Raw genomic sequence first — 26,562 nt, forward strand, 5'->3', positions numbered from 1 at the left:
ATGGATCTGGAATTGCAAGGCCGCGTGGCAATCGTCACCGGCGGTGGGATGGGTATCGGCAAGGAAGTCGCGCGTTTTCTGTCTCAGGAGGGCTGCAAGGTGGTGATCTGCGCGCGGCGCATGGAGTATCTCCAGCAAGCCGCCGAGGAAATCAGCGCCGAAACCGGCAACGACGTGCTGCCGCTGTTCTGTGACACCAACCAGATGTCGGCCGTGTCCGACATGGTCCAGGCCGCGCACAAGCACTTCGGCCGGATCGACATCCTGGTCAACGGCGCCGCGGCCCCGTCCGGCGTGGTGCGCAACGACATCGAGCATGCCGGCGACGACGAATTGCTCTCGGACCTGAACACCAAGGTGATCGGCTATTTCCGGTGCGCCAAGGCCGTGACCCCGCACATGAAGGCCGGCGGCTTCGGTCGCATCATCAACATCGGTGGCCTGACCGGGCGCGGCAGCAAGGTGCTCTCGGGCATGCGCAACCTGGCCATCGCCCACATGACCAAGACCCTTTCCGATCAGTTGGGCCCATCCGGCATCACGGTCAACCTGATTCACCCCGGCGTGGTCGACACCCCGCACATCCAGGAGTTGTACGAGCGCGAAGGGGTCAAGCAGGGCAAGACGCCCGAGCAGGTGGAGCAGGGCTACATCGACGCGACGCCGATCCGGCGCACCCTGGCGCCGATCGAAATGGGCTGGCTGATCGGTTTCCTCGCGTCCCCCAAGGCCGGCGCGGTGACCGGCGAATCCATCGGCATCGATGGCGGCCTGACCCGTGGCATCTTCATTTGAGGAGCAGCTGTGATGAGTAACGGAACGCTTTTAGTCGCCACCGTAGGGCAGGCGGTCATCCGCAGCGCCGACGATGGCCGCACCTGGCATCGCCTGGGCCTGGGCCAGGATCTGGAATTCGATGCAATCACCCGGTCGCTGAGTTTCCACCCAGGCACTCCCCAAGTGATCTACGCCGGCACCGACGTCGGCCTGTGCATCAGCCGGGATGCTGGCGGTTATTGGCAGCGGGTGGATTCGCCGTTCAATGGCCAGACCGTCTGGAAGGTCGCCGTGGATCCGCAGGACGCACAACGGATTTTCGTCGGCACCGGCGCGCCTTCCCGGGCGGTGCTGTGGCGCACCCTCGACGGTGGCCAGAGCTGGGATCGTGCCCCGGTGGAGATTCCGGAGTTCTGCGACGGCGTCAGTCGTCCACGCTTGCTGGCCTTCGCCTACGACCCGACGGATCGCAACCAGCTCTGGTTCGGCCTGGAAGAGGGCGGGCTGTTCCATAGCCGCGATGGCGGCGAAAGCTGGACCCGCGTCGATGACCGCTTGTTGTGGGACTACAACTCGGATGTGCACAACATCCTGGTCCTGCCCAACCATGGGCAAAAAGTCATCGTGGTGGTCTGTGTCAATGCCGTCTACCGCAGCCTCGACGAGGGGCAGACCTGGACCGGCATCGTCGCCCGGGAAACCTTCGGCCTGTATTACGTGCGCGCCATGAACGCGCCGCTGGGCAGCGAGGACACCCTGTACCTGAGCATCTCCGACGGCACGCCAGGCACCACCAGCAAGGTGCTGGTTTCCCGGGACGCAGCTTTGAGCTGGGAAGTGTTGCCGCTGTCGCAACAACCCAACTCGTGTGTCTGGGCGATTGCCTTCAACCCGGCTGATCCTCGGCAGATCGTCGCCGGCACCAAGTACGGACACCTGTTCACCTCCGAGAACGGCGGTGATGGCTGGCAGAAGCAGTGGCGTGAATTCAGCGAAATCGCTGATGTGCTCTGGACGCCCGCCGTGGCGCAGATCAAGTCCGGGCATCAATCCATCGTCAAGAAAAACTGAGGTATCGCGCGATGAAAGTCGAGGTCGTTCGTACTCATCTGTCGCTGTTCGTGAGCGACCCTGAAGTGTCGGCGCGCTGGTACGCCGACGTGTTGGGCATGCATGAAAGTGCCCGCGGTGAAAGCTGGATCATGATGGCCTTCGGTGCCAAGCACCACGACATCGCCTTGATCCGCGCAGCACCGGGGGCCCATCAGGGCGGCCTGGGATTGCAGCACTACGGGCTGGAGATCGCGGGTGACATGACCACCCTGCGCCAGCTCTACGGCATGTTGCTGAACAAGGGCGTCGAGGTGGTGAAAATCACCGATCACGAGATCGGCAACGGCGTGTATTTCAACGACCCCGATGGCAATCGCATGGAATTTTTCCTCGAGTCCGAACACGACGACGAGCGCGGCAAGGCCCGCTTCAAGGCCGCTGGCGCGCCCAGCCGGCACTTCGATCTCGACCCACTTTGAAAGAGGCTTCCGTTATGAAAAACGCGAATTTCGCCAGCTACCACATCCGCAAATGGTACAGCTTCGTCGAGGAAACCCTGGCCAACGAAACCGGCCAGCTCGCCGATGGCGAGCCGTTGTTCAAATACGCCATCGGTGCGGTGATCGCCAATCCTTATGCCGGACGCTTCAGCGAGAGCCTGGCCGAGCTGATCGAACCGTCACCGTTGTTGGGCGAGGAATTCGGCCGGCGTATCCAGGCACTGGCGGGCGGGCGGCACATCATCAGCTACGGCAAGGCTTGCCTGGTGGGCAGCCAGGGTGAGTACGAACACGGCAATGCGCTACTGACCAACCCGGCGGCGGACCCGATTCGCCTGGCCTTGGGCGGCGGCAAATCCTGGGTGCCTTCCACCGGCAAGCGCGGTGGGCCGGGTACGGCCATCGATGTGCCGCTGGCCCACAAGGACGCGCTGTATGTGCGTTCGCACTACGACAGCATTTCGCTTTCGTTCGGTGACGGTCCTTCAGCGGACGAGTTGATCATCATCTGGGCCTTCGCCACGCGCGGACGTCTGCATGCGCGTCTGGGCGGCCTCCAGGCAGCGGACGTCAAGGGCAACGACGGCCTGTACTGAAGCGCGCTGATCGCGGGAGCAAACGTATGTCGGCAAACAGCCAGTTTTTCACCAATCGGACGGGGATGCGCCTGCGTTATGTGCGCTGGGGCAACCCGTCAGCAATTCCGCTGCTGCTGCTCCATGGGCTGCGCTCCTACGCCCAGACGTGGGCGCCGCTGGCCGCTGCGCTGGGCGAGCAGTATGTCTGCCATGCGCTGGATCAGCGCGGCCGTGGCGAGAGTGACTGGGCCGAGGCGTCCAGCTATCGCACCGAGCGCTATGTGAGCGACCTGGAAGATTGGGTGGCTCATCTGGGCCTGGAGCGTTTTGTCCTGGTGGGCCATTCCCTCGGCGGCACCAACGCGCTGGAGTACGCCCGGCTCAATCCCGGGCGACTGCACGCGCTGGTAATCGAGGACATCGGCCCCGGTTCGTCGATCCGTGGCGAGGGCGCCGAGCGTATCCGCCGCGAGATGAGCCAGACGCCGCTGGTGTTTCCCGACTGGGACAGCGCCGCGCAGTTCTGGCGGCAGTCGCGACCGGGTCTGTCGGCCGATGCGCTGGCGTCCCGATTGCGCTTTTCCATGAAGCAGACGCCGACGGGCATCGAATGGCGTCATGACCAGAAGGGCATTGCCGAGGCGCGCCTGAGCATCACCCCGACTGATCTGTGGCCCGCGGTGCGGGCGCTGGACTGCCCGACGCTGTTCATCCGTGGCGCGCGTTCGGATTTTCTTCCGTTGGCAACCCTGGAGGCGATGCGCGAGGCCAATCCGCGGGTGCTGACGGCGGAAATCGCGGACGCCAGCCATTATGTCCATGACGACCAGGGCGACGTGTTCAACCGGGTTGTCGCGGATTACCTGCGTGATCAACTCTTGCAACTACAACAATAAAGCGGTGGATAGCGATGAAGCAGGACAAAACCCAGGTTGTCATCGTGGGCGGCGGCCCGAACGGGATCACGGCGGCGCATTACATGGGGCTGTACGGCATCGACTGCATCGTCCTCGAATTGGCCGAGGGCATCCTGCCGTATCCCCGGGCGGTGGGCATGGACGATGAAGCGCTGCGCGTGCTGCAAGGCATCGGCATTGCGGAGCTGGCTGCGCGGGACATGATCTGCAACGTGCCCCTGCGTTACTACAACGCACGCGGTGTGTGCTTTGCCGAGGTCAAGCCGAGCACGGCCCACTATGGCTGGCCGATGCGCAACATCTTCATGCAGCAATTGCTTGAAGGCACCTTGCGTGAGCAGTTGGGCAAGCACGCGGGCGTCGAGCTGCGTCAAGGCCATGAAATGCTCGACCTGGAGCAGGATGAAGCGGGCGTGACCTTGCAGGTGCGCGATGCCCAGGGTGAGCTGTATCAGTTGAGTGCACAGTACGTGATCGGTGCCGACGGCGGCCGCTCCAGCGTGCGCAAGAAACTCGGTATCGAGCTGCTGGGGCTGACCCATCCGCGCAAATGGGTGGTGGTCGACACGGCCAACGACACCCTGGATGCGCCGTACACAGCTCTGCATGCCGATCCCCAGCGGCCCTTCGTGTGCATCTATTTGCCGTACCAGCAACGACGTTGGGAGTTCATGCTGCTGGAAGGCGAGGACGAGGCCCGCATGTGCGAAGAAACAACGATCCGACAGCTGATCCGTGGCCATATCGGCGATGCGGTGGATCAGCTGGAAATCATCCGGATCCGTGCCTACACCCACAACTCGCGAGTGGCGGCGCGGTTTGTCGCCGGCCGCGTGGCGCTGGTGGGCGATGCGGCGCACATTTCTCCGCCCTGGGCCGGGCAGGGACTCAACTCGGGCCTGCGTGACGTGGTCAACGTGGCCTGGAAACTGGCGGCGATCCTCCAGGGCCGGGCATCACCGGCGATACTCGCCAGTTACGACCAGGAGCGCCGCGGCCATGCGACAGACCTCATCGCGCTGGCCGACAACATGGGCGCGGTCCTCGGCCTGACCAACCCACTGATGGCTGGGGTGCGGGACTGGTTGTTCCAGGCGGTGAACAGCGTCGACAACCTTCGCTCGCACTTGCTGGAGTTCAAGTTCAAACCCAAGGCGACCATCACCAAAGGCCTGGTCTACCACGAGCGCGCCGAACTGCACGAGGATGACCTGGTCGGGCAATTGTTCATCCAGCCTTCAATCGAAGATGCCCAAGGGCAGCGTCGACAGCTGGATGAGGTGCTGGGGCATTCCTACGCGGTGCTCGGTTATCGGGTCAATCCGGCCGCGCACCTGAGCGAAGAAACCGCGGCCTGGTGGGCGCACTGGGAGACGCGCTTCATCCAGATCAATCGTTCGCGCAGTGGCGCGGGGCGCAACCAGCCCTTGGCGGCCGACGGCGCCATAGGCATTGAGGACGTTGATAACCGTCTGGGCGAGTGGTTTGCCAGGGTGCGCGATTGCATCGTGGTGGTGCGGCCGGATCGGTTTGTCGCGGCGATCACCACGCCCGAGCGGCTCGAAGGCGTGTTGCGCAAACTGGCGGAGCAACTGTCATGAGGCGTGAAGATGATCTGTTGGTCCGGCTTCACGACGCCGCGCAGGCGGTACATGCCTTGCCTTCATTGGAATCACAGGCTTTCGATTTACCGAAGGGCTACGCCTTGCAGCGCGAGGCGTTGCGCCGACGCCAGGCCGGCGGTGAGCAGTTGAGCGGTTGGAAAGTCGCTTTCGCTGGCCGCGCGGCGCAGGAACGCTTCGGGCTCGATGAGCCGGTATTGGGCGGCTTGACCGATGCCATGGCCGTGGAGCCCGGCGGTGCGGTGGCGCTTGCACGGCTGATCCAGCCGAAGCTGGAAATCGAATTGGCGTTTGTCCTCGGGCGCGCGCTGGAGCCTGGTTTTCACAGCGACGAGGACATCCTCGCCGCCGTGTCGGAGGTCGTGCCAGCGTTTGAGATCGCCGATTGCCGCTGGCAGGGCTGGCGTTTCGGCGTCGGCGCGTTCCTGGCCGACAACGCCGCCGCGGGGCTGTACTGCCTGGGGCCACGGGTGGGGTTCAGTCCTGATCAATTGCCCCACGTGAACTACCGGCTGGAATGCGACGGGGTGGCATGCGGAGAAGGAAACGTGCTGGCGCGCGAGGACACGCCGGTGTCGAATTTGTGTTGGCTGGTCAGGCGATTACTGGCCGATGGGCAATGCGTTGAGGCGGGGCAGGTGGTGCTTTCCGGGTCGTTGTTGGCGCCGTTGGACATCAGGCCCGGCGAATATCGCTTGCACATGCTTGGCACGGAACTGGCTTTGGTTTTTCACCGATGAGAACAATTCTCTCAAGGACACCACGGGGTTTATCGATTTCTTTGGATATCAGCATCGGGCAATAAGCGCAGGGCCACCGAGGAACAACGATCATGTTCGCCGAAGTTCGTACCTTCAATGATCCTCAACAACACGCCGGTTCGATCCTCGGCTGGCATCAGGTCTATGACCAACTCGGCCGTGGCTGCCTTTCCAGCGAGCTGCGGCAGGTGTGCGCCGAGCGCTTCCAGATCTTCCAGGAGGTGCTGGACAAACGCGTGGTGCAGCGCGGTAGCGCGCCGAAAGGGCGCTTGTGCATTGCCCTGTCGCTGGGCAATGCGCCGGTGGTCCAAGGGCACCAGGTCGGCGCCCACAGCGTCGTGCTGTTGCGCGACGGCGAAGACTTCATCTTGCACGCCCCGGAAGGCACGCATTTCTTCGCGGCCAACGTCGACACGGTGCGTTTTGCCAAGCTGGCGGCTTATGAGCTGGCGGACGAACAGCTCAAACGCCTGAAAAGCGTTTCGCAAATCAGCGTGGATGAAGCGGTGTTGTCGAGGGTCCAGCAGCAGATCCAACCGCTGTTTCGTCACCTTTTGGAACAGGCGAGCGCCGCCAATCCCGCCGTGGAAAAAATCCTCGAAGACGTCCTGCTCAATGCTTTCCTCGATCTGTTCAGCCATGCCTCGGACGAGGTGCGTGGGCGTCGCGGCAACGTTGCCGTCAATGCCTACCTGGTCAAGCGGTGCCAGGAATTGGTCATGGCCAGCGCCGAAGTGCCGTTGAGCATCCTGGACCTGTGCGAACAATTACGCGTGAGCCGCAGGACCCTGCAGAACAGCTTCCAGGCGGTCACCGGGATACGTCCGGTGGAGTATTTGCGCAACCTGCGGCTCAATGCGGTGCGTCGTCGTTTGATCAGCACCCGCGCGACCGCGCTGAATGTCAGCGAGATCGCCGTGGCGATGGGTTTTTTCCACCTGAGCCACTTTGCCGCCCATTACCGGGCGCTGTTTGGTGAGTCGCCTTCCGATACACCCCGGGCACCCGCATGAACATGCCTTAAGTGAACGGCATCGCGGTGTTACCGAAGCGCTGTCCTGCACTCATAAAAGGCAGCCGCTGAGCTGTTTGGTAGCACACCGGGTGCGACCCAGCCTGTAGCGCGCCCGCCGTTTTCCTCAACAACTTCCTCAAAATCAATCCCTTGTACAACCAGCGGCGCGGTTGGCACGCATGCTGCTTTTGTGAATCCATGGATAATTGGATACAAAAATGCAGAAGGTGCTGCCATGCAGTTTGCCCCGACCTACGCTGAACGTCCGCCCATCACTGCCGAGGAAGAAGCCTACAACTTTCTGCTCGAAGCCATTTGCGGCGGTCGCCTGCGCAAAGGCGACCGGCTGATCGCCGAGGACATCGCCAACGAGATCGGCATGAGCCGCATGCCCGTGCGCGAGGCTTTCCGGCGTCTGGATGCCCAGGGCCTGGTGACCCTGCGGCCCAATCGCGGCGCGGTGGTCAGTGGCCTGGACATTGACGAACTGCACGAAGTCTTCGAAATGCGCAGCGCACTGGAAGGCCTGGCGGTGCGTGTCGCGACAGCAAAGATCGGTGAGCGTCAATTGGCAGCCCTGGAGCGCCTGCTGGACGAGATGGACGATTACCGCGAAGAGAGCGCCGAGTGGGTCAGCCGCCATCGCGCGTTCCATGAATATCTATGCAGCCTCAGCGGTCGGCCGCGCTTGCTGAAGCAGATCAGCGCGCTTTATTCGCTGATCGAAGCGCCGATGCGCCTGTGGCTGCAGCACGTGGAAAAGCCCCTGAGTGCGCGCCAGGAGCACACGCTGATCCTCGATGCCCTGCGTGCAGGCGATGCGGGGAAGGCCGAGGCGGTGGTGCGTGCGCACATCGAGGGCACCGTTCCTGAATTGATCGAGTTTCTGCAATCGAAAAAATAACGAGAGCAGGCTTTAAGCCTGCCCCGTGTTTTGACTTTGAGTACTGCCGTCATTTACTGAACTGGAGTGTCTGGTCATGCATAAGCCTCGCCTGTTGGTCGCCGCTTTATCCTTGGGTTTCTTCGCGCAATGGGCGGCGGCTGCGCCCGTTGTCCCGGAGCGTCTGCTCAAGGCCGATAAACTCGTCTACTGCTCGGGCATGGATTCGCCACCGCTGGTGTCCTTCGATGCGGCGCAGAAACCCAAGGGACTGACCGTGGACCTGGGGCTGGAAATCGCCAAGCGCCTGGGCGACAAGAAGGTCGAATGGCGGGTCATTCCCTTCTCGGGACTGCTTCCGGCGCTGCTGGCCCGGCAGTGCGACATGATCGTCGACCAGCTGTTCGACAAGCCCGAGCGCCGCGAGGTGATCGACATCGTCAACTACATGTATTCCAGCCAGGCGGTGGTGGTGCCCAAGGGCAATCCCAAGGGCTTGAAGACGCTGCAGAGTCTCTCCGGCCACAAGGTCGCGGTACTCAACGGTTCGACCATCAAGACCCTGCTCGACGCCGAGAACGAAACTCTGGCCAAGGCCGGCAAGCCGCCGATGAAGCTGGTGGTCTACAACACCGACACCGATGCCTTCCAGGCCCTGCGCATCAGCCAGGTCGACGCCTACGGCACCACCGTGGAAACCGCCGGTTACTACGCCACCATGGCCCCCGACCTGTTCGAGGAAGGCGTGCCGGCGTTCAGCCGGATTCTCACCGGCCTGGGTATTCGCAAGGACGATCCGCAACTGACCGCCGCCGTGCAGCAGGTGATCGGCGATATGCGCAGCGATGGCAGCTACAGCCAACTGCTCGGCAAATGGCATGTCTCCAGTGACACCCTTGATTGAGGCGAACCGTCGATGAATTTCAATTGGGATGTGTTCTGGCAGTACCTGTTGCAGCCCAGTGAGGTGTACCTCACCGGGCTGTGGCTGACCTGCCTGATCAGCGTGCTGGCGATGCTGCTCGGCTGTGCCCTGGGGCTGGCGGCCGCGCTGCTGCGGTTGTCGAAGAACCCGCTGCTGCACCTGCCGGTGCGCTTCTACGTGTGGCTGATGCGCGGTACGCCGTTGCTGGTGCAGATCGTCTTTCTCTACACCGCGCTGGCCGCCGGCGGGATTTTCCGCTTCGAAGACATCGAACTGTTCGGCCTGGTGGTGCCCGGCAATATCCAGGCGGCGATCATCGCCCTGGGTCTCAACGAGGGCGCCTACATGGCCGAGATCATCCGCGCCGGCATCGGTGCGGTGGACAAGGGCCAATACGAGGCCGGACGTTCCCTGGGCATGACCTTCGCCAAGCTGATGCGTCGCATTGTCTTGCCCCAGGCGTTCCGGGTCATCGTTCCGCCGCTGGGCAACGAGTTCAACGTGATGCTCAAGAACACCACGCTGGTCAGCGTGATCGGCGTGCAGGAACTGCTGCTCAGTACCCAGATGGTCACGTCGGCGACGTTCCGGGTGTTCGAGTTGTACCTGGTGGTGGCGATCTATTTCCTGCTGCTGACCACCCTGTGGGGCTTTTTCCAGCGCTGGCTGGAGGGCCGTTTCGGCCAGTCGGACCGGCCGTCGTCACCGCCGCCGGCGTCGCTGCGGATGTTTGGTCGCAGCACCTTGAATCTGCTGAGGGCACGTTGACCATGGCGCACAAGAGTGAAGAGCTGATCATCGAGGCGCTGGACGTGCACAAGTCCTTCGGTGAGTTGCAGATTCTCAAGGGCATCTCGCTGCAGGTGCGGCGCGGTGAAGTGGTGGTGCTGATCGGTGCGTCAGGCTCCGGCAAGACCACCTTCATCCGTTGCATCAATCTGCTGGAAGACATCCAGGGCGGACGCATTCGCGTCAATGGCCAGGCCATGGGTTACCGCGAGCGGGCCGACGGCAGCCTGGTGCGTGAGTCGGAGCGCAACATCGCCCGCCAACGAAGGGACATCGGCATGGTGTTCCAGCGCTTCAATCTGTTCCCCCACATGACCGCCCTGGAGAACATCATCGAGGCGCCGATCCAAGTGCTCGGCGTGCCTCGCGCCGCAGCGCTGGAACAGGCTCGCGGCTTGCTGGAGCGGGTCGGCCTGGCGGACAAGGCCGATCACTACCCGTCGATGCTTTCCGGCGGCCAGCAACAGCGGGTGGCGATTGCCCGCGCGCTGGCGATGAAACCCCAGGCCATGCTGTTCGACGAACCGACCAGCGCCCTCGACCCGGAAACCGTTGGCGAGGTCCTGCAGGTGATGAAGGAGTTGGCCGAGGAGGGCATGACCATGGTCGTGGTGACCCACGAGATGGGCTTTGCCCGCGAAGTGGCGGACCGCGTGGTGGTGCTCGATCAGGGCGAGCTCATCGAGCAAGGGCCGCCGGAGCAGATTTTCTGTCACCCCATCCACCCGCGCACCCGGGCCTTTCTCAGTCGCGTGCTGTGACCTTTCCCGGCCATGAATTCCCGTATTGAAGAGCCTTTGCCATGCTGAAATTTTCTGCCCACGAATACCCCTATCCGTCGCAGCGCCAGAGCGTTTTTGCCCGTCGCGGCATGGTCGCCGCATCCCAGCCCCTGGCAGCCCAGGCGGGCATCGAGATCATGCAAAAAGGCGGCAACGCCATTGACGCCGCCATCGCCACGGCGGCGGCGCTGACGGTGGTGGAGCCCACCGGCTGCGGTATCGGCGGTGACGCCTTCGCGTTGGTCTGGTGCAAGGGCCAGTTGCATGGGCTCAACGGCAACGGCCATGCACCGGCGGCCTTGAGCATCGAGGCGGTCAGAGCGGCCGGCCATGAACAGATGCCGGTGTATGGCTGGACACCCGTCACCGTTCCCGGTTGCCCGTCGGCCTGGGCCGAGCTGTCTCGGCGCTTCGGCAAGCTGCCTTTTGCCGAGTTGCTGCAACCGGCGATCAGCCTGGCGCGGGACGGTTTTGTAGTGTCGCCGGTGGTTGCCCATCAATGGCAGGTCGCGGTGAACGAGCTCACGCCTCATCGCGATCTGGTCCTGGAGGCCTGGTTCGATACCTTTCTCATCGAAGGTCGCGCGCCACGGGCCGGGGAGATTTTCTGCAACCCGGCCCAGGCCCGCACGCTCCAGGAACTGGCCGACACGTGCTGCGAAAGCCTCTATCGCGGCGCATTGGCCGAGCGCCTGGATGCCCATTCCCGAGCCAGCGGCGGCTACCTGCGTGCCTCGGACCTGAAGGATTATCACGCCCAGTGGGTCGACCCCATCCACGTCAATTACCGTGGCGTGGACGTCTGGGAGATCCCTCCGAGCGGGCAGGGCCTCGTGGCCTTGATGGCGTTGAAAATACTTGAAGGCTTCGACTTCGATCACCGTGACAGCCAGCAGACCTGGCATCGCCAGTTGGAGGCGATGAAGCTCGCCTACAGCGACGGCCTGCACCACATCACCGACCCCCTGCACATGCGCGTGGCGGTGGCTGATTTGCTCAGTGATGACTACAGCGCCCGCCGTCGCGGACAGATCGGCGAACAGGCCCAACCGCCGAAGCCCGGCGATCCCCACGCCAGCGGCACGGTGTACCTGGCGACCGCCGACGGCGAGGGCAATATGGTCTCGTTCATCCAGAGCAACTACCACGGGTTCGGCTCCGGCGTGGTGCTGCCCGACAGCGGAATCGCCCTGCAGAATCGCGGCCAGGAATTCAGCCTTGATCCGGCCCACGCCAATTGCCTGGCCCCAGGCAAGAAGACCTTCCATACCATCATTCCCGGGTTTCTTACCCGCGATGGCGAGGCTCTCGGTCCTTTCGGCGTGATGGGCGGCTACATGCAACCCCAGGGGCATGTGCAGATGGTCATGAACCTGGTGGATTTCGGCCTGAACCCGCAAGCGGCCCTGGATGCGCCGCGCTGGCAGTGGCTGGGCGAGATGAAGGTCGGCATCGAGCAGGGCGCTTCACGGGACCTGGTCAATGCCCTGGCACGCCGCGGCCATGAGGTTCAGGTCGCCAGCGACCTGACCGATTACGGGCGCGGCCAGATCATCCTGCGCGATCCGGTCAGTGGCGTGTTGTGTGGCGGGACCGAACCGCGGGCGGATGCGCATATCGCGGTTTGGTAGCCGCTGCAGAGGGCGTTACCCAACACCACCGCCGGCCTGCTCTTGAATCAGTTCGGCCAAGGTCGCGACGGGGTCGGCAAGGCTCTGTCGCGACCGATGGATGAGGCCGATATCGCGGTGAAAGGTGTGCTGGCCCAAGTCGAGCGCCCGCACACCTTTCGGCCATGGCTGATGGGCCGATGTCTGCGGCACCAGGGCGACACCGACGCCTTTTTCCACCAGTTTGATGATCGCGTCCAGTTCATCCAGCTCGCACACTTCGCGCAAGGTGAAGTGCATCTGCCGCAGGAAACGGTCGACCTGCCTGCCACCGAAGGACGACCGGTCATAGCGGATGAAAGGTTGGCTGGACAGCAGCGCCGACCAGTCCTCGCCGAGCATTCCACGGGGGACGATCAACCGGTAGGGCTCAAGCGCCAGGGTCGTCCAGCGCAGGTCGCTTTGCAGCGAGAACGGCGGGCGGATCATCACCGCCAGATCGATTTCGCCGGCGTCCACCAGGTTGATCAGCTCGACCGACAGGCCTGGCACCACACGCGTGCGGCATTGCGGACATTGCTGGTGGAACCTGGCGAGGGCGTCCGGCAGGTAGGAGCGCTGGACGGAGGCGATCGCGCCGATATTTACCAGGACGCTGGCGGGTAGTCCGGGCAGGGTGGAACCGAGATTGTCGTAAAGACGGAGCAGCTCCTGGGCTTGCAGGAGTATCTGCTGGCCCCGCTTGTTGAGGTGGGCCGAGCGTCCCTTGCGGTCGAACAGCTCGAAGCCCAGTTCGGCTTCCAGACGCTGGATTTGCGCGCTGACCGCCGCCTGGGTGAGGCCGATTCTGTGCCCGGCGGCGGCAAAGGTGCCTTCGCGCGCCACCGCGATGAGGGTCTTGAGTTCTTTGATCATTCATCAAGAGTAATTGTGATTCTGAGAAATTTATATTGATTTTATTGTTCAGTGGCCGCGCCTACGATAGGGCACGCCTTGATGAGCGTGCCCTTGAACAAGAATATTGTCATTTGGAGTCCTGATGAGCCTTTCACCCTTCCATCTCGCAATCCCGGTTTATGACCTCGCGGCAGCCCGAAACTTTTATGGCCAGGTGTTCGGGCTGGAGGAGGGCCGTTCCAGTGATCAATGGGTCGACTTCAACTTCTACGGGCACCAGTTGGTGATCCACGAGCATCCGAAGACCGCTTCCCAGGAAAACGCGCACAGCAATGCCGTGGATGGGCACGATGTGCCGGTGCCGCACTTCGGCGTCGTGTTGGGTTGGGCTGAATGGGAAGCGCTGGCCGAGCGATTGAAGTCGTTGGGTACCGAATTCGTGATCGAACCCTACATCCGCTTCAAGGGCCAGGTGGGCGAGCAGGCGACGATGTTCCTGTTCGACCCTTGCGGCAATGCGCTGGAGTTCAAGGCGTTCAAGGACATGAGCCAGCTGTTCGCGAAATAACGGTTGGGCGTTAAAGACTGTGGAAGCAAGCTGAATGCAAGGCTGAACACTCCCTATCCCTGTGGGAGCGAGCCTGCTCGCGAAAGCGGAGGGTCAGCTTGCAGTGATGTTGGATGTGCCGACGTCTTCGCGAGCAGGCTCGCTCCCACAGGTAATGCAGTTCATTTGAGAGCAACGACGATCCTGTGGCGAGGGAGCTTGCTCCCGCTGGACTGCGCGGCAGGCCCAAAAAAAGGGGCCGCTTTGCGGCCCAGCGGGAGCAAGCTCCCTCGCCACGGGTTTGTCGTCGGATCTAGCGCTCAACGTGCATGCCAACCCAACTGAGCTGAAATCTGCTGCGTCGCCTGCATCAGTTGCTTGACATAGTCCTGCTTCAATTCTTCCCTGAAGCGAAAGCACGGGAATGAAACGCTCATCCCGCCGATCACATGGCCGAACCGGTCGCGGATCGGTGCCGCGAGGCAGCGCATGTTGTCTTCGAATTCTTCGTGATCCTCGGCATAGCCCCGCTGGCGAACGATCTCCAACTCCTGCAGATACGCCTCGACACTGGTCAAGGTATTGGCCGTACGGCGCTCGAAGCTTTCCTGCGCGAGGTGCGCGAGCAGCTCTTCCTCTTCCAGCCACGCCATCAGCACCTTGCCGATGCCGGTGCAGTACAACGGCGCCCGCCGGCCGATGCGCGAGTACATGCGCAGGTTGTATTTGGAGTCGATCTTGTGCACGTAGACGATGCTGCCTTCATCAAGGATCCCCAGGTGCACGGTCTCGCCGGTCAGCTCGTTGATCCGGCGCATCCCCGGCTCCGCTTCGCGAACGATGTCCAGATGGGGCAGGGCCTGGGCGCCCAGTTCGAACAGCCGGACGCTGAGGCGATAACGGTCTTCGGCATCCTGCACCACATACCCGCGAGCCTTGAGTGACTGCAGGAAGCGATAAACCGTGGCCTTGGACATGTCCAGTTTGGTGGCGATTTCCGACACGCCGCTTTCTTCCGGATGCTCGGCCAGGGCTTCGAGCACGGCCATGGTCCGGCCAACCGCCGACACCAGATCGTTGTTGGGAATGACGCTGTTGTCCATGAAGGCTCCAACGTGAAAGTAAAACCCAAGGATATACGCAAGCAGAACAAAACGCTGTTTCATTTTTGCTTGACGAGGCCGGAAATCTGACTAGACTCGGGCCTTGAGATAAAAATGAAACGCCGTTTTAAAAACAAGAAAGGCGCGTAATGATGGATTTGACACTCAACCATGGCCCGGACACCCGCTTCCCCCGACCGCTGAAGGTCGCGCTGGTGGGTGAGTGCATGATCGAGGTGCGCGGCGGGCCGGATGCCGCAATCACGCAGACCTTCGGTGGCGATACGCTTAACACCGCGGTCTACCTGGCCCGATTGAATCCACGTGGCGCCGTCGCCGTGGATTACATGACCGCGGTAGGCAACGACGCATTCAGCGCGGCCATGCGCCAGTCCTGGCTGGACGAAGGCATTGGCGATGCGCATGTCCGGGTGATTGAAGACGCGCTGCCGGGGTTGTACTTCATCCAGACCGATCCACACGGCGAGCGGCGGTTCCTCTACTGGCGCGGGGAAGCGGCGGCGCGGCGCATGTTCGAAGGCGCCGAGGCCGAGGCCGAGGCCATGCTCGCTGCGCTGGCCGATTACGACTATGTCTACCTGAGCGGCATCACCCTGGCGATCCTCCTGCCGGAGGGGCGCGAACGCCTGATCCACGCCTTGCACCGGGCTCGCCGGGCGGGCACGCGCATTGTCTTCGACAACAATTACCGTCCCCACCTTTGGCCCGACCCCGAAACGGCCCGCCAGGCCTATCGCGATCTACTGCACTTGAGCGACCTGGCGCTGGTGACTTGGGAAGACGACGCGAGCCTGTTCGGCTACCACGACCCTGATGCCTTGTTCAGTGTTTACGCCGAGGCGGGAGTCCGCGAAGTCGCCCTCAAGCGTGGCGCCGCCAGTTGCCTGATCCAGTGTCCCGCGGGGCGTTTCGAAGTGCCCGCGCAGACCGTCGCGCAGGTTATCGACACCACCGCTGCCGGTGATTCGTTCAACGCTGCGTACCTGGCCTGCCATCTGCGCGGCGGTGATCCGCAGCAGGCCGCCCGCTGGGGCCATCGCCTGGCTGCCGAGGTCGTCCAGTACCGGGGCGCGCTGATTCCGCAGGCGGCCATGCCGAGCATGGACACGTCCTCACTTCCTTTTGTCGAACAGGTCTGACTTATGAAAATCGTTGAAGCGCGTGTCATCGTTACCTGCCCGGGGCGCAACCTGGTCACGTTGAAGATTGTCACCGACGAAGGCATCTACGGCATCGGCGATGCCACGTTGAACGGCCGCGAACTGGCCGTCGTCGCGTATCTGGAAGAGCACGTTCTTCCTGCGTTGATCGGCCGCGATGCCCATCGCATCGAGGACATCTGGCAATACCTCTATCGCGGCGCTTATTGGCGCCGGGGGCCGGTGACCATGACGGCCATCGCCGCCGTCGACGTGGCGCTCTGGGACATCAAGGCCAAGGCCGCGAACATGCCGCTGTACCAATTGCTCGGGGGCAAGAGCCGTGAGCGGGTGATGGTCTACGGGCACGCCACCGGCAAGGACATCGAAGGCTGCCTGGACGAAGTCGCCCGTCACGTCGAGCTGGGCTACAAGGCCGTGCGGGTGCAATGCGGAGTCCCGGGCATTGCCACGACGTACGGGGTCGCCAAACGCAGTGGCGAGCGTTACGAGCCGGCCGACAGCGACCTGCCCGCGGAACACGTCTGGGACACCGCCAAATACCTCAATTACGTACCCAAGCTGTTTGCCGCCGTGCGCGAACGTTTTGGCGACGACCTGCACATTCTCCACGACGTGCATCATCGCCTGACGCCCATCGAGGCCGGGCGCCTGGGCAAGGCGGTGGAACCGTACAACCTGTTCTGGCTGGAAGACTGCACGCCGGCGGAAAACCAGCAGAGCTTCCGCCTGATCCGCCAGCACACCACCACGCCGCTGGCGGTGGGCGAGGTGTTCAACTCGATCCATGACTGCCGCGAGCTGATCCAGGAACAGTTGATCGACTACATCCGCACGACGCTGGTGCATGCCGGCGGCATTACCCACGTGCGGCGAATTGCCGATTTCGCCGCGCTGTTCCAGGTGCGTACCGGTTTTCACGGGGCCACCGACCTGTCACCGGTGTGCATGGGCGCGGCCCTGCATTTCGATACGTGGGTGCCGAACTTCGGCATCCAGGAACACATGCCTCACGAAGACCGCATCGATGAAGTCTTCCCTCATGCGTATCGCTTCGAGGACGGCCATTTCACCCCGGGCGAAACGCCAGGGCATGGCGTCGATATCGATGAAGAGCTTGCCCGCCAATACCCCTACAAACGCGCCAGCTTGCCGGTCAACCGTCTTGAAGACGGCACGCTGTGGCATTGGTGAAACGGTTTCAACCCATTCAAGGAAACGGGACGAATGTCCCGCCAGGAGTCATCCGATGAAAGCGTTCCAGGTAAGAGCACCCTTCGAGTTCGGCCTGGCCCAGGTCGACCGCCCCGAGGTCGCTCGTGGCGAGGTGCTGGTCGATGTGGCGTATGCCGGCATCTGTGGCTCGGACATGCACATCATTCACGGGCAGAACGCATTCGTGCGTTTCCCCAGGGTCACCGGCCATGAATTCTCCGGAGTGATCCGGCAGGTCGGTGAAGGTGTCGAGCACCTCCAGACAGGCGACCGGGTGTGCATCGATCCGGTGATCAGTTGCGGCACCTGTTATCCCTGCCGCATTGGGCGGCCGAACGTCTGCACGCGGCTGCAAGTGATCGGCGTGCATCGTGACGGCGGCTTCAGCGAGCAGGTCTGCGTCCCGGCCGAGAACGCCCACCGCTTGCCCGATTTGATGTCCCTCAGCCACGGCGCCCTGGTGGAGCCTTATTCCATTGCCCTGAACGTGCTCGATCGGATGCAGCCGCAGCCGGGTGACAGCGTGTTGATCTACGGCGCCGGCGTGATCGGCCTGACCCTGGTGCAAATGGCCCGGGCGCTGGGAATGACCGACATCACCGTGACCGATGTCATCGACAGCCGCCTGGGGACAGCGCGTGCGCTGGGCGCCAGTCGGACCCTCAACGGCCAGCAAGTCGACGTTGAAGCGCTGATGCGTGAGCACACCCAGGGCGAGGGCGTGCCGTTGATCGTCGACGCTGCCTGCATTCCGGCGCTGATGCCGCAGATGGTGCGCCTGGCCTCGCCGGCCGGGCGCATCGGATTGCTCGGCTTCAATGCCACGCCCAGCGATCTGGTGCAGTTGGAGATGATCAAGAAGGAATTGACGCTGGTCGGTTCCAGGCTCAACAACCGAAAGTTCCCCCAGGTGATCGAACTGATCGCCAGCGGCAAATTGCAGGTCCAGGACCTGATCAGCCATCGCGTCAGCTTCGATGAAATGCCCGGCGCCATCGACCTGATCGAGAAGCACCCCGAGCAAACCCGAAAAGTCCTGGTGGAGCTGACGAGCGCCCTTCACTGAGCCGTCTGCATCACCGGTTTCATCGTGCCTGTCATGGGCACCCTCACCGAATAAACACAACAAGCGGGAGGTTCCACCATGTTTGGTCAAGGACGTAGCTTAATCATCATCATGCTGTTCCTGGCCGGGGTGATCAATTACCTCGACCGGTCGGCATTGTCTGTGGCGGCGCCGTTCATCCAGAAAGACTACGGTCTGAGTACGGGTGAGATGGGCATGATCTTCAGCAGCTTTTTCGTCGGTTATGCCGCCTTCAACTTCATCGGTGGCTGGGCCGCCGACCGTTATGGCGCCAAGACCACGTTGCTGCTGGCCATGGTCCTGTGGTCGTTGTTCAGCGGCCTCACGGTGCTGACGGTGGGCTTCGCGTCGCTGGTGCTCATCCGGATCCTGTTCGGCATGGGCGAAGGTCCGCTGAGCGTCACCACCAGCAAGATGGTGAACAACTGGTACACCCCCAAGCGCCGGGCACGAGCCCTCGGTGCCTCGATGTCCGGCACGCCGCTGGGCGGGGCGATTTCCGGTCCGGTGGTGGGCTTCATTGCGGTCACCTACGGCTGGAAGGTGTCGTTCATCATCATCATGCTGGTCGGCCTGATCTGGGCGGCAATCTGGTACAAGTTCGTCAAGGAAAAGCCCGAGGGCGAGGGCGCCGAGGATATCCTGCGGGCCGAGGGGCAGAGCGAGCTGGCGTCGCAACCGGTATTCCCGCTGCGGTTCTACCTCAAGCAGCCGACGGTGCTGTTCACCTCCCTGGCGTTCTTTTCCTATAACTACACGCTGTTCTTCTTCCTGACCTGGTTCCCCAGTTATCTCACCATGGCCCACGGCCTGAACGTCAAGGACATGAGCATCGCCACGGTCATCCCCTGGCTGCTGGGTTTCCTGGGTCTGGCATTGGGTGGGTTCATTTCCGACTTCGTGTTCAAGAAGACCGGGCGGATCATGTTCTCGCGCAAAGTCGTGCTGGTGACTTGCCTGTTGGCCTGCGCCGGTTGCATCGGCGTCGCCGGGGTGGTGAAGACGCTATATCCGGCCGTCATCCTGGTGGCGCTGGCGGTGTTTTTCCTCTACCTCACCGGCGCGATCTATTGGGCGATCATCCAGGATACGGTGCCTGCGGCGCGGGTAGGCGGCGTCAGTGGCTTCATGCATTTCCTGGCTAACACCTCGGGCATCATCGGGCCGACCCTGACCGGGTTCATCGTCCAGTTCACCGGCTCGTTCACCAGCGCGTTCCTGCTGGCGGGCCTGCTGACCATCATCGGCGCGCTGTGCGTGGCGCGTTACGTCAAGCCGCTGGCGGTGGCAGGTGTCGCGCCGCAGGCCGATGCAGGCGTCCAGCCGCGTCCAGCCCTCGACCATCCCTGAAGGAGGATAGCCATGTCGCTCAACCAACGCGTTCCCGCCACTGGCCAGGCCCGCGAGATCGGCATCGTGCACCTGGGCCTGGGGGCCTTTCACCGGGCGCATCAGGCGGTGTACCTGCAACGCAATCTCAATCGCCACGGCGACAGCGATTGGGGCTTGTGCAGCGCCAACCTGCGCTCCAATCACGCTTTGGTCGAGCAATTGCGCGAGCAGGACGGTCGTTACCATGTGGCGGAGTATCGTGACCGCGAGCAGGTGACGCTGCGCGAGATCGGCGTGTTGCGCGAGGCCTTGTATGCGGGCGAGGGCGGTCAGGAACTGGAGCAGTTGTTGCAACGCATGGCCGCGCCGCAGACGCGGATCGTCACGCTCACCGTTACTGAAAAAGGCTACTGCCTGAGCCCTTCCTCCGGGCAGTTGCGCCGTGAGGATCCGACAATTGCCCATGACATCGCCCATCCGCAGGCGCCGCGTTCAGCGCCCGGCATCGTCCTCGAAGCCTTGCGTCGTCGCCGCGCCGCGGGCGTCCCGGCGTTTACCGTGTTGTGCTGTGACAACATGCCCGACAACGGCCAGCGCACCCGCCAGGCGGTAAGCGCATTGGCGGCGTTGCAGGATCAGGCGCTGGCGCAGTGGATCGAGCAACAGGTGGCATTTCCCAGCTCCATGGTCGACCGCATCGTGCCGGCCATGGACGAGGAGTCCTTCGTCCGGCTGGCGCAACAATTGGACTGCCACGACCGCGCCGCCGTGGTCTGTGAAAGCTTCAGCCAGTGGGTGATCGAGGACCACTTTCCCCTTGGCCGACCGGACTGGGAAGCCGAAGGCGTGCAGATGGTCGACGATGTGCGCCCGTTCGAAACCATGAAATTGCGCATGCTCAACGGCAGCCATTCGTTGCTGGCCTATGTGGGGCTGCTGGCCGGGCATGAGTCAGTCTTCGAGGCCGTCAGCGATGTGAGGCTGGCGCATTTCATCGAGCGCTACATGACCGAGGAAGCCGCGCCCACGCTGGACATGCCGGCAGGGATCGACCTGTCGGTATACGGTCGCGACCTGCTGGCGCGCTTCGCCAATGACAGCCTGCAACACCGCTTGCGCCAGATTGCCATGGACGGTTCGCAAAAACTGCCGCAACGCTGGTTGCTCGGCGCAGAGCAATTGCTCGACCAAGGGCGCGGCATCGACTGCACCGCGTTGGGAATTGCCGCCTGGATTCATTACTGCACGCAGCCGTTGCCCGGCCGACCGGCGCATGTGGTTGACGACCCGCTGAGCGCAACCTTTGCCGACGTTGCGGGACGCTTCGACGGTGCATCGCGGGTCGATGCTTTTCTCGACCTTGAAGAAGTCTTCCCGCCGGCGCTGTCAGCTCGCGCCGCGTTTCGCGACGCCGTGCACCGCGCCTATGACGCCTTGACCCGCGATGGCGTCGACAGCCTGTTGCACACCTTTGCCGCACCCAACTGATAACAAGGAGAAAAACATGGAACAGACATGGCGTTGGTTTGGCCCCAAAGATCCGATTTCCCTGGCAGACGTTCGCCAGACCGGTGCGACCGGCATCGTCACCGCGTTGCACGAGATTCCCAATGGCCAGGTCTGGCCGGTGGACGCCATCGCGGCGCGCAAGGCGCTGATCGAAGCGGCTGGCCTGACCTGGTCGGTGGTGGAAAGCATTCCGGTGCACGAAGACATCAAGCGCGGCTGCGGCCGTCGTGACGAGTACATCGCCAACTACCAGCAAAGCGTGCGTAACCTGGCGAGCTGCGGTATCGATATCGTCTGCTACAACTTCATGCCGGTGCTGGACTGGACCCGTACCGACCTGACGTATGAACTGGCGGATGGCGGTTGGGCCTTGCGCTTCGACCAGACTGCGTTCGCCGCCTTCGACCTGTTCATCCTCCAGCGGCCGGGAGCGCAGGACGAGTACAGCGTCGAGGATATCCGGCAGGCCAAGGCCTATTTCGAACAACTGTCGCCGGCCGGGCGCGAAGCCTTGGTCGATACCCTGATCGCAGGATTGCCCGGCGCCGAAGAACACTACAGCCTGGACAAATTCCGCGAGTTGCTGCGTACCTACGCCGACATCGACGAGGCCAGGTTGCGTGAGCACCTGGGGTATTTTCTGCGCGCGGTGATTCCGGTTGCGGAGGAGGTGGGCGTGCGCATGGCGATCCACCCGGACGACCCGCCCCGGGCGTTGCTCGGGCTGCCGCGCATCCTTTCTACCGCCGAAGATGCCCAATGGTTGCTGGATGCCGCGCCAAGCCCGGCCAATGGCCTGACGTTCTGTACCGGCTCCTACGGCGTGCGCGAGGATAACGACCTAGTGGCGATGGCCAGGCACTTTGCGCCGTTCATCTACTTCACTCACCTGCGTTCGACCCGTCGGGAAGCCGATCCACGCAGCTTTCATGAAGCTCATCACTTGGCTGGGGACGTCGATATGGTCGGGGTCATCAGTGCCCTGGTGGCCGAAGAGCGCCGGCGCGAGCGAGAAGGCGGCCCGCGCTTGCCGCTGCGTCCAGATCATGGGCATCAGTTGCTCGACGACCAGCATCGCAAGAGCAATCCCGGCTACTCCCTGATCGGCCGCCTCAAGGGCCTGGCGGAAATCCGCGGCGTGGAACTGGCCGTGCGCCGACAACTGGACCAAACAGCACACTAAATCCCGAGCAACACCCCGTGGCGAGGGAGCTTGCTCCCGCTGGGCTGCGCAGCAGCCCTGAAACAGACACGTCGGTGCATCAGGCAAATCGCGTTCGACCGGTTTGGGGTCGCTGCGCAACCCAGCGGGAGCAAGCTCCCTCGCCACAAAAGCGGGTACCGGTAGGGAAACGAGGCAGGAGTGCAGGCGTGTCGGTGCATTCCATACCCAACTGCCTACACGAACCCGTGGCGAGGGAGCTTGCTCCCGCTGGGCTGCGCAGCAGCCCTGAAACAGACACGTCGGTGCATCAGGCAAATCGCGTTCGACCGGTTTGGGGTCGCTGCGCAACCCAGCGGGAGCAAGCTCCCTCGCCACAAAAGCGGGTACCGGTAGGGAAACGAGGCAGGAGTGCAGACGCGTCGGTGCATACCATACCCAACAGCCTGCACAATCTCCGTGGCGAGGGAGCTTGCTCCCGCTGGGCTGCGCAGCAGTCCTGAACCCAGGCACCTCGGTGTATCAGGCGCGTCGTATTCAACCGGTTTGGGGGCGCTGCGCACCCCAGCGGGAGCAAGCTCCCTCGCCACAAAAGCGGTACCAACATCAATTGAGGCAAGCGTCAGGACGCCGGGGCTTTTGTGGCGAGGGGATTTATCCCCGCTGGGCTGCGCAGCAGTCCTGAACCCAGGCACCTCGGTGCATCAGGCAAATCGTATTCAACCGGATTGGGGGCGCTGCGCACCCCAGCGGGGATAAATCCCCTCGCCACAGGTTCCACCATGTCCCCGGACCAAACAGTTCTGTGTTCAGAGGATTGAACGGGTGGGGCTAGTCGGCGGGGGCTTCAGGTTCGAGCGCCCGCAGCCAGCGGTTTTCCGAGCGGCTCAGGTGCTGGCGCATCGAGGTTTGGGCGCCGAGCACATCCTTGCCGGCTACGGCGTGCAGGATTGCTTCATGTTCGACGACTGCCGCCTCCCACGTCAGTGCGTTCTCCGCGTGTTTGCTCAGGTGCGCCGAAATCGGATTGTGACGTTCATCGAACAGGGCGGTGATGATCCGCACCAGGGCGGAGTTGCCGCTCATTTTCGCCAGGCGCTGATGAAATCTGCGGTCATCCTCCAACGGCGGCAGGCCACAGGCGATGCTCGCGCGCATGGCCTCGATGCATTCCTGCAGGTAGCGGTAGTCGCTTTTCTTGCCATGCAGACACGCCAGGATCACCGACTCGCCCTCGATCAAGGCACGAGCCTGCATGAGTTCCGAGGGACTCTCGCCCAAGGTCATGCTCGGTTTTTTTGCATCGCCGGACCTGGCCCGTACGTACACGCCGGAGCCCATCTTGATCTCGATGTCGCCGTCGATTTCCAGGGCGATCAGCGCCTCGCGAAGGGACGGCCTGGAAACCCCGAGAAGCTGGGTCAAATCGCGCTCGGGGGGAAGTCTTGCGCCCGTCTTGAACTCCCCCTCGGCAATGTAGTTGCGCAGTTGATCAGCGATTTTCTGGTACGGCTTGCGTTCGGCGGGATTGATCGGTGAGACCATGGGTGGGCGTCCATCTGAGAGTCCGCAAAGGCTACCATAGCCGCTTGATCGTGTTCATTGATGTGGAAAAGAGTGCAACGACTCACATCACCGCACCGATCTGCCAGGGCAGGAATTCGTTATCGCCCAGGCCGTTTTCCTCGCTGCGGGTGCGGCTTCCGGAAGCGGTCTGCAGCATCACCCGGAGCAACCGTTCACCGGCCTCGGCCACCGATTCCACACCGTCGACAATGCCACCGGCGTTGAAGTCCATGTCCAGTTCCATGTGCTGGAACAGGCGGGTGTTGGTGGCGATCTTCAAGGAGGGCGTGGGCTTGCAGCCATAGGTCGAGCCGCGACCCGTGGTGAAGCAGATGAGATTGGCGCCGCCGGCCACCTGGCCGGTCGCGGATACCGGGTCGTAGCCGGGCGTGTCCATGAACACCAGGCCCCGGGTATCGATTTTTTCAGCGTAGTGATAGACCCCCATCAGCCCGGTCGAGCCGGCTTTTGCCACCGCGCCCAGGGATTTTTCCAGAATGGTAGTGATGCCCCCGGCCTTGTTGCCCGGTGACGGGTTGTTGTTCATGTCGCCGTCGTTGTGCTGCACATAGGCTTCCCACCAATGGATGCGCTCCATCAGTTTCGCCGAGATGTCGGCGGACGCGGCGCGGGCCGTCAGCAGGTGTTCTGCGCCATAGACTTCCGGGGTTTCCGAAAGGATCGCGGTGCCGCCCTGTTGCACCAGCAGGTCCACGGCCGCGCCGAGCGCCGGATTGGCCGTGATGCCTGAGTAGCCATCCGAGCCGCCACATTGCAGACCGACGCACAGGTGGCTGGCGGCTACGGTCGTGCGTCGGCATTGGTTGACGATGGGCAGCATCGCTTCAATCGCGGCAATACCGCGTTGCACGGCTTCGCGGGTGCCGCCTTCGTCCTGAATGATCAGGCTGGCCTTGAGTGCAGCGCGGCGATCGCCCAGCTCATCCATGAGCGGGGTGAGTTGGTTGACCTCGCAACCGAGGCCGATCAACAGCACCCCGGCGAAATTGGCGTGATCGGCATACCCACGCAAGGTGCGCTTGAGGATGTCGATGCCTTCACCCTTGGCCCCCATGCCACAGCCACTGCCATGGGTGATTGCGACGACGCCGTCGACGTTGGGGAAGTCTTTCAGCCGCTCGGAGGAAAAGGCCTTGGCGATGTGCTTGCAGACGGTCGCCGAGCAGTTGACGCTGGAAATCACGCCAATGTAGTTGCGCGTCCCGACGCGTCCATCGTCACGCAGATAACCTTCGAACGTAGCGGGGTGAGCGCTCGGCAATGTGGGCACATAGACGTTCCGCACGCTGTGTTCGGCATTGGTCGCAGACATGTCCAGGTTGTGCACGTGGACGTGATCGCCGGGCTCTATGTCTCGAGTTGCCTGGCCGATAGTCTGCCCGTATTTAAGTACCCGATGGCCGGCCGACACCGGGCGCAGGGCGATCTTGTGACCGGATGGAATCGGTTGTCGGGCGGTCAGCGTGATGCCATCGGCGCTGAGGCTTTGACCTTCGGGAATGTCGCCCCGGGCTACGGCAACATCGTCACCGGACGCCAGGACAAGCAAGATGGAAGCAGGCAGGTTCATACGGTGTCCTCCGTTGCCTAGCACTCGATGATCGCCTTGACCACACCCTGGTTGGGGTCGAGCAATGTGGAGAAGGAGCGGGCCACGTCGCTCAGCAGCAACCGATGGGTGTTCAGGGCTGCATCGGGAATCAAGCCCTCGCGCAAACATTGCTCGACATACTGGAAATCTTCCCGGGTGGCGTTGCGGCTGCCCATCAGCGTGGCTTCACGCTTGTGAAATTCAGGATCGGAGAAAGTAATCGAGTCCCGTACCACCGAGATCATCACGTAGGTGCCACCGTGGGCGATGAATTCGAATCCGCGCTCCATCGCCCGGGCGTTGCCGGTGGCATCGAATACCACGTCGAAAAAGTCGTCCCCGGTCAGTTCGGCCAAGGCCTGCTTGTCGCCTTCGCCGATGTGCACGGCCGCGTGGATATCCAGATGTTCCTTGCAGAACGCCAGGCGATCCTGGCGCGTATCCAGTACGGTGACTTTCGCCCCGCGCAGGCTCGCAAAGATCGCCGCCGCCATGCCGATCGGGCCGGTGCCGACCACCAGGGCGTGTTTGTCTGCCTGGACGTTCGAGCGACGTACGGCGTGGGCTCCGATGGAGAGAAATTCGATCATCGCCGCCTGGTCCAGGGAAACCCCGACGGCCTTGTGCACGAACTCCTGGGGAACGCTCAGGTATTGAGTGAAGGCGCCGTCGCAATGGACGCCCAGAACCTGGATGCGGGTGCAGCAGTTGGTCTTGCCTTGACGGCAGGCAACGCAAGTGCCGCAGGAGAGATAGGGCATCACGTAGACGACATCACCGACAGCCAGGTCGCTGGAGGCGTCGCTGGCTTCGACGATTCCGGAGAACTCATGACCCATGACGCGCGGGTACTCGAGGAAGGGCTGGTTGCCGCTGAAAATATGCAGATCGGTGCCGCAGACGCCGACACGCTTGACTCGAATCAGGACCTCTCGCGGTTTCCTGACGGGCATTTCACGTTCGATGGCGGTTAGCGAGCCGGGTTCGTTACAGACGACAGTCAGCATGTTGATGCTCCTTGGCTGGCGCGCAAGCGGAGGCTGGCTGCACGCGGTAGGAGGGGAAGTGAGCGCACGGCTGCCGGGACCGGGACGCTCTTTCTTGTTGTAGGCGCGCAGTGAGCTGCGCCGCTGATGTTG

At 62.8% G+C, this 26,562-nt stretch carries 25 protein-coding genes; 20 read left to right on the forward strand and 5 right to left on the reverse strand.

Features of this window, described 5'->3' with window-relative positions:
- The 13 genes from J3P86_RS11820 to J3P86_RS11880 all read left to right on the forward strand — a co-directional run bounded on the left by J3P86_RS11820 (position 1) and on the right by J3P86_RS11880 (position 12,233).
- On the forward strand, positions 1-795 hold the full coding sequence (locus tag J3P86_RS11820) for an SDR family NAD(P)-dependent oxidoreductase (RefSeq protein WP_434624138.1): 795 nt from the start codon (positions 1-3) through the stop codon (positions 793-795).
- 12 nt (positions 796-807) lie between these two features.
- Complete coding sequence (locus tag J3P86_RS11825; protein ID WP_434700367.1) at positions 808-1,848, forward strand: YCF48-related protein; 1,041 nt, start codon at positions 808-810, stop codon at positions 1,846-1,848.
- Positions 1,849-1,859: 11 nt separating this feature from the next.
- Complete coding sequence (locus J3P86_RS11830) at positions 1,860-2,309, forward strand: VOC family protein (protein ID WP_305495050.1); 450 nt, start codon at positions 1,860-1,862, stop codon at positions 2,307-2,309.
- Positions 2,310-2,323: 14 nt separating this feature from the next.
- A complete protein-coding gene (locus J3P86_RS11835) occupies positions 2,324-2,926 on the forward strand; it encodes an amino acid synthesis family protein (protein ID WP_434624134.1) in 603 nt (200 codons plus the stop codon).
- Positions 2,927-2,952: 26 nt separating this feature from the next.
- A complete protein-coding gene (locus J3P86_RS11840) occupies positions 2,953-3,804 on the forward strand; it encodes an alpha/beta fold hydrolase (RefSeq protein ID WP_434624132.1) in 852 nt (283 codons plus the stop codon).
- A gap of 14 nt (positions 3,805-3,818) precedes the next feature.
- Positions 3,819-5,426 (forward strand): bifunctional 3-(3-hydroxy-phenyl)propionate/3-hydroxycinnamic acid hydroxylase, encoded by a 1,608-nt coding sequence (locus J3P86_RS11845; RefSeq protein ID WP_434700368.1) that lies wholly within the window; start codon positions 3,819-3,821, stop codon positions 5,424-5,426.
- A complete protein-coding gene (locus J3P86_RS11850) occupies positions 5,423-6,187 on the forward strand; it encodes a 2-keto-4-pentenoate hydratase (RefSeq protein ID WP_434700370.1) in 765 nt (254 codons plus the stop codon). The genes J3P86_RS11845 and J3P86_RS11850 overlap by 4 nt, the downstream gene beginning before the upstream one ends.
- 92 nt (positions 6,188-6,279) lie before the next feature.
- Entirely contained in the window at positions 6,280-7,221 is a 942-nt protein-coding gene (locus tag J3P86_RS11855; protein ID WP_434624126.1) for a helix-turn-helix domain-containing protein, read from the forward strand.
- Between the two features lie 237 nt (positions 7,222-7,458).
- On the forward strand, positions 7,459-8,127 hold the full coding sequence (locus J3P86_RS11860; protein WP_434624124.1) for a GntR family transcriptional regulator: 669 nt from the start codon (positions 7,459-7,461) through the stop codon (positions 8,125-8,127).
- Between the two features lie 76 nt (positions 8,128-8,203).
- Positions 8,204-9,010, forward strand: a complete 807-nt coding sequence (locus tag J3P86_RS11865; protein ID WP_434700372.1) for an ABC transporter substrate-binding protein — start codon at positions 8,204-8,206, stop codon at positions 9,008-9,010.
- 12 nt (positions 9,011-9,022) lie between these two features.
- On the forward strand, positions 9,023-9,799 hold the full coding sequence (locus J3P86_RS11870) for an amino acid ABC transporter permease (RefSeq protein ID WP_305495036.1): 777 nt from the start codon (positions 9,023-9,025) through the stop codon (positions 9,797-9,799).
- A gap of 2 nt (positions 9,800-9,801) precedes the next feature.
- Positions 9,802-10,581 (forward strand): amino acid ABC transporter ATP-binding protein, encoded by a 780-nt coding sequence (locus tag J3P86_RS11875; protein WP_305495035.1) that lies wholly within the window; start codon positions 9,802-9,804, stop codon positions 10,579-10,581.
- Positions 10,582-10,622: 41 nt separating this feature from the next.
- The gene (locus J3P86_RS11880) at positions 10,623-12,233 is read left to right on the forward strand and encodes a gamma-glutamyltransferase family protein (protein WP_434700373.1); all 1,611 of its coding nucleotides are present in this window, start codon (positions 10,623-10,625) and stop codon (positions 12,231-12,233) included.
- A 15-nt stretch (positions 12,234-12,248) separates the two neighbouring features.
- Here J3P86_RS11880 and J3P86_RS11885 read toward each other — a convergent pair whose 3' ends face one another.
- Complete coding sequence (locus J3P86_RS11885; protein ID WP_434624117.1) at positions 12,249-13,127, reverse strand: LysR substrate-binding domain-containing protein; 879 nt, start codon at positions 13,125-13,127, stop codon at positions 12,249-12,251.
- A gap of 124 nt (positions 13,128-13,251) precedes the next feature.
- Here J3P86_RS11885 and J3P86_RS11890 point away from each other — a divergent pair, with 124 nt between their 5' ends.
- Complete coding sequence (locus J3P86_RS11890; RefSeq protein WP_434697934.1) at positions 13,252-13,677, forward strand: VOC family protein; 426 nt, start codon at positions 13,252-13,254, stop codon at positions 13,675-13,677.
- 299 nt (positions 13,678-13,976) lie between these two features.
- On the opposite strand, the gene kdgR is transcribed toward J3P86_RS11890, so the two are convergent.
- Positions 13,977-14,759, reverse strand: coding sequence for a DNA-binding transcriptional regulator KdgR (kdgR, locus tag J3P86_RS11895; RefSeq protein WP_434700374.1), 783 nt, complete (start codon positions 14,757-14,759; stop codon positions 13,977-13,979).
- 152 nt (positions 14,760-14,911) lie between these two features.
- On the opposite strand from kdgR, the gene J3P86_RS11900 reads away from it, so the two are divergent.
- The 6 genes from J3P86_RS11900 (at position 14,912) to uxuA (ending at position 22,266) form a co-directional block, all read left to right on the forward strand.
- Entirely contained in the window at positions 14,912-15,919 is a 1,008-nt protein-coding gene (locus J3P86_RS11900) for a sugar kinase (protein ID WP_434700634.1), read from the forward strand.
- A 3-nt stretch (positions 15,920-15,922) separates the two neighbouring features.
- Positions 15,923-17,134 carry a D-mannonate dehydratase ManD gene (gene manD / locus J3P86_RS11905; protein ID WP_305495029.1) on the forward strand — a complete coding sequence of 404 codons (1,212 nt, stop codon included), beginning with the start codon at positions 15,923-15,925 and terminating at the stop codon, positions 17,132-17,134.
- A 55-nt stretch (positions 17,135-17,189) separates the two neighbouring features.
- Positions 17,190-18,221 (forward strand): Zn-dependent oxidoreductase, encoded by a 1,032-nt coding sequence (locus J3P86_RS11910; RefSeq protein ID WP_434700376.1) that lies wholly within the window; start codon positions 17,190-17,192, stop codon positions 18,219-18,221.
- Positions 18,222-18,299: 78 nt separating this feature from the next.
- Positions 18,300-19,592: an MFS transporter gene (locus tag J3P86_RS11915; protein WP_434568715.1), complete on the forward strand. Its 1,293-nt coding sequence runs from the start codon at positions 18,300-18,302 to the stop codon at positions 19,590-19,592.
- A gap of 12 nt (positions 19,593-19,604) precedes the next feature.
- Positions 19,605-21,062, forward strand: a complete 1,458-nt coding sequence (locus J3P86_RS11920; RefSeq protein ID WP_434700378.1) for a mannitol dehydrogenase family protein — start codon at positions 19,605-19,607, stop codon at positions 21,060-21,062.
- A 16-nt stretch (positions 21,063-21,078) separates the two neighbouring features.
- A complete protein-coding gene (gene uxuA / locus J3P86_RS11925) occupies positions 21,079-22,266 on the forward strand; it encodes a mannonate dehydratase (RefSeq protein WP_434700379.1) in 1,188 nt (395 codons plus the stop codon).
- 810 nt (positions 22,267-23,076) lie between these two features.
- Here the strand turns inward: uxuA and J3P86_RS11930 are convergent.
- The 3 genes from J3P86_RS11930 to J3P86_RS11940 all read right to left on the reverse strand — a co-directional run bounded on the left by J3P86_RS11930 (position 23,077) and on the right by J3P86_RS11940 (position 26,430).
- Complete coding sequence (locus tag J3P86_RS11930; RefSeq protein WP_434700380.1) at positions 23,077-23,790, reverse strand: FadR/GntR family transcriptional regulator; 714 nt, start codon at positions 23,788-23,790, stop codon at positions 23,077-23,079.
- 82 nt (positions 23,791-23,872) lie between these two features.
- Entirely contained in the window at positions 23,873-25,402 is a 1,530-nt protein-coding gene (locus J3P86_RS11935; RefSeq protein WP_434700381.1) for a UxaA family hydrolase, read from the reverse strand.
- A gap of 17 nt (positions 25,403-25,419) precedes the next feature.
- A complete protein-coding gene (locus J3P86_RS11940; RefSeq protein ID WP_434700383.1) occupies positions 25,420-26,430 on the reverse strand; it encodes a zinc-binding alcohol dehydrogenase family protein in 1,011 nt (336 codons plus the stop codon).
- Between the last annotated feature and the right edge of the window lie 132 nt (positions 26,431-26,562).

Origin of the sequence: Pseudomonas sp. D1-1 (genome assembly GCF_051132225.1) — a bacterium.
Classification (GTDB): Bacteria; Pseudomonadota; Gammaproteobacteria; order Pseudomonadales; family Pseudomonadaceae; genus Aquipseudomonas.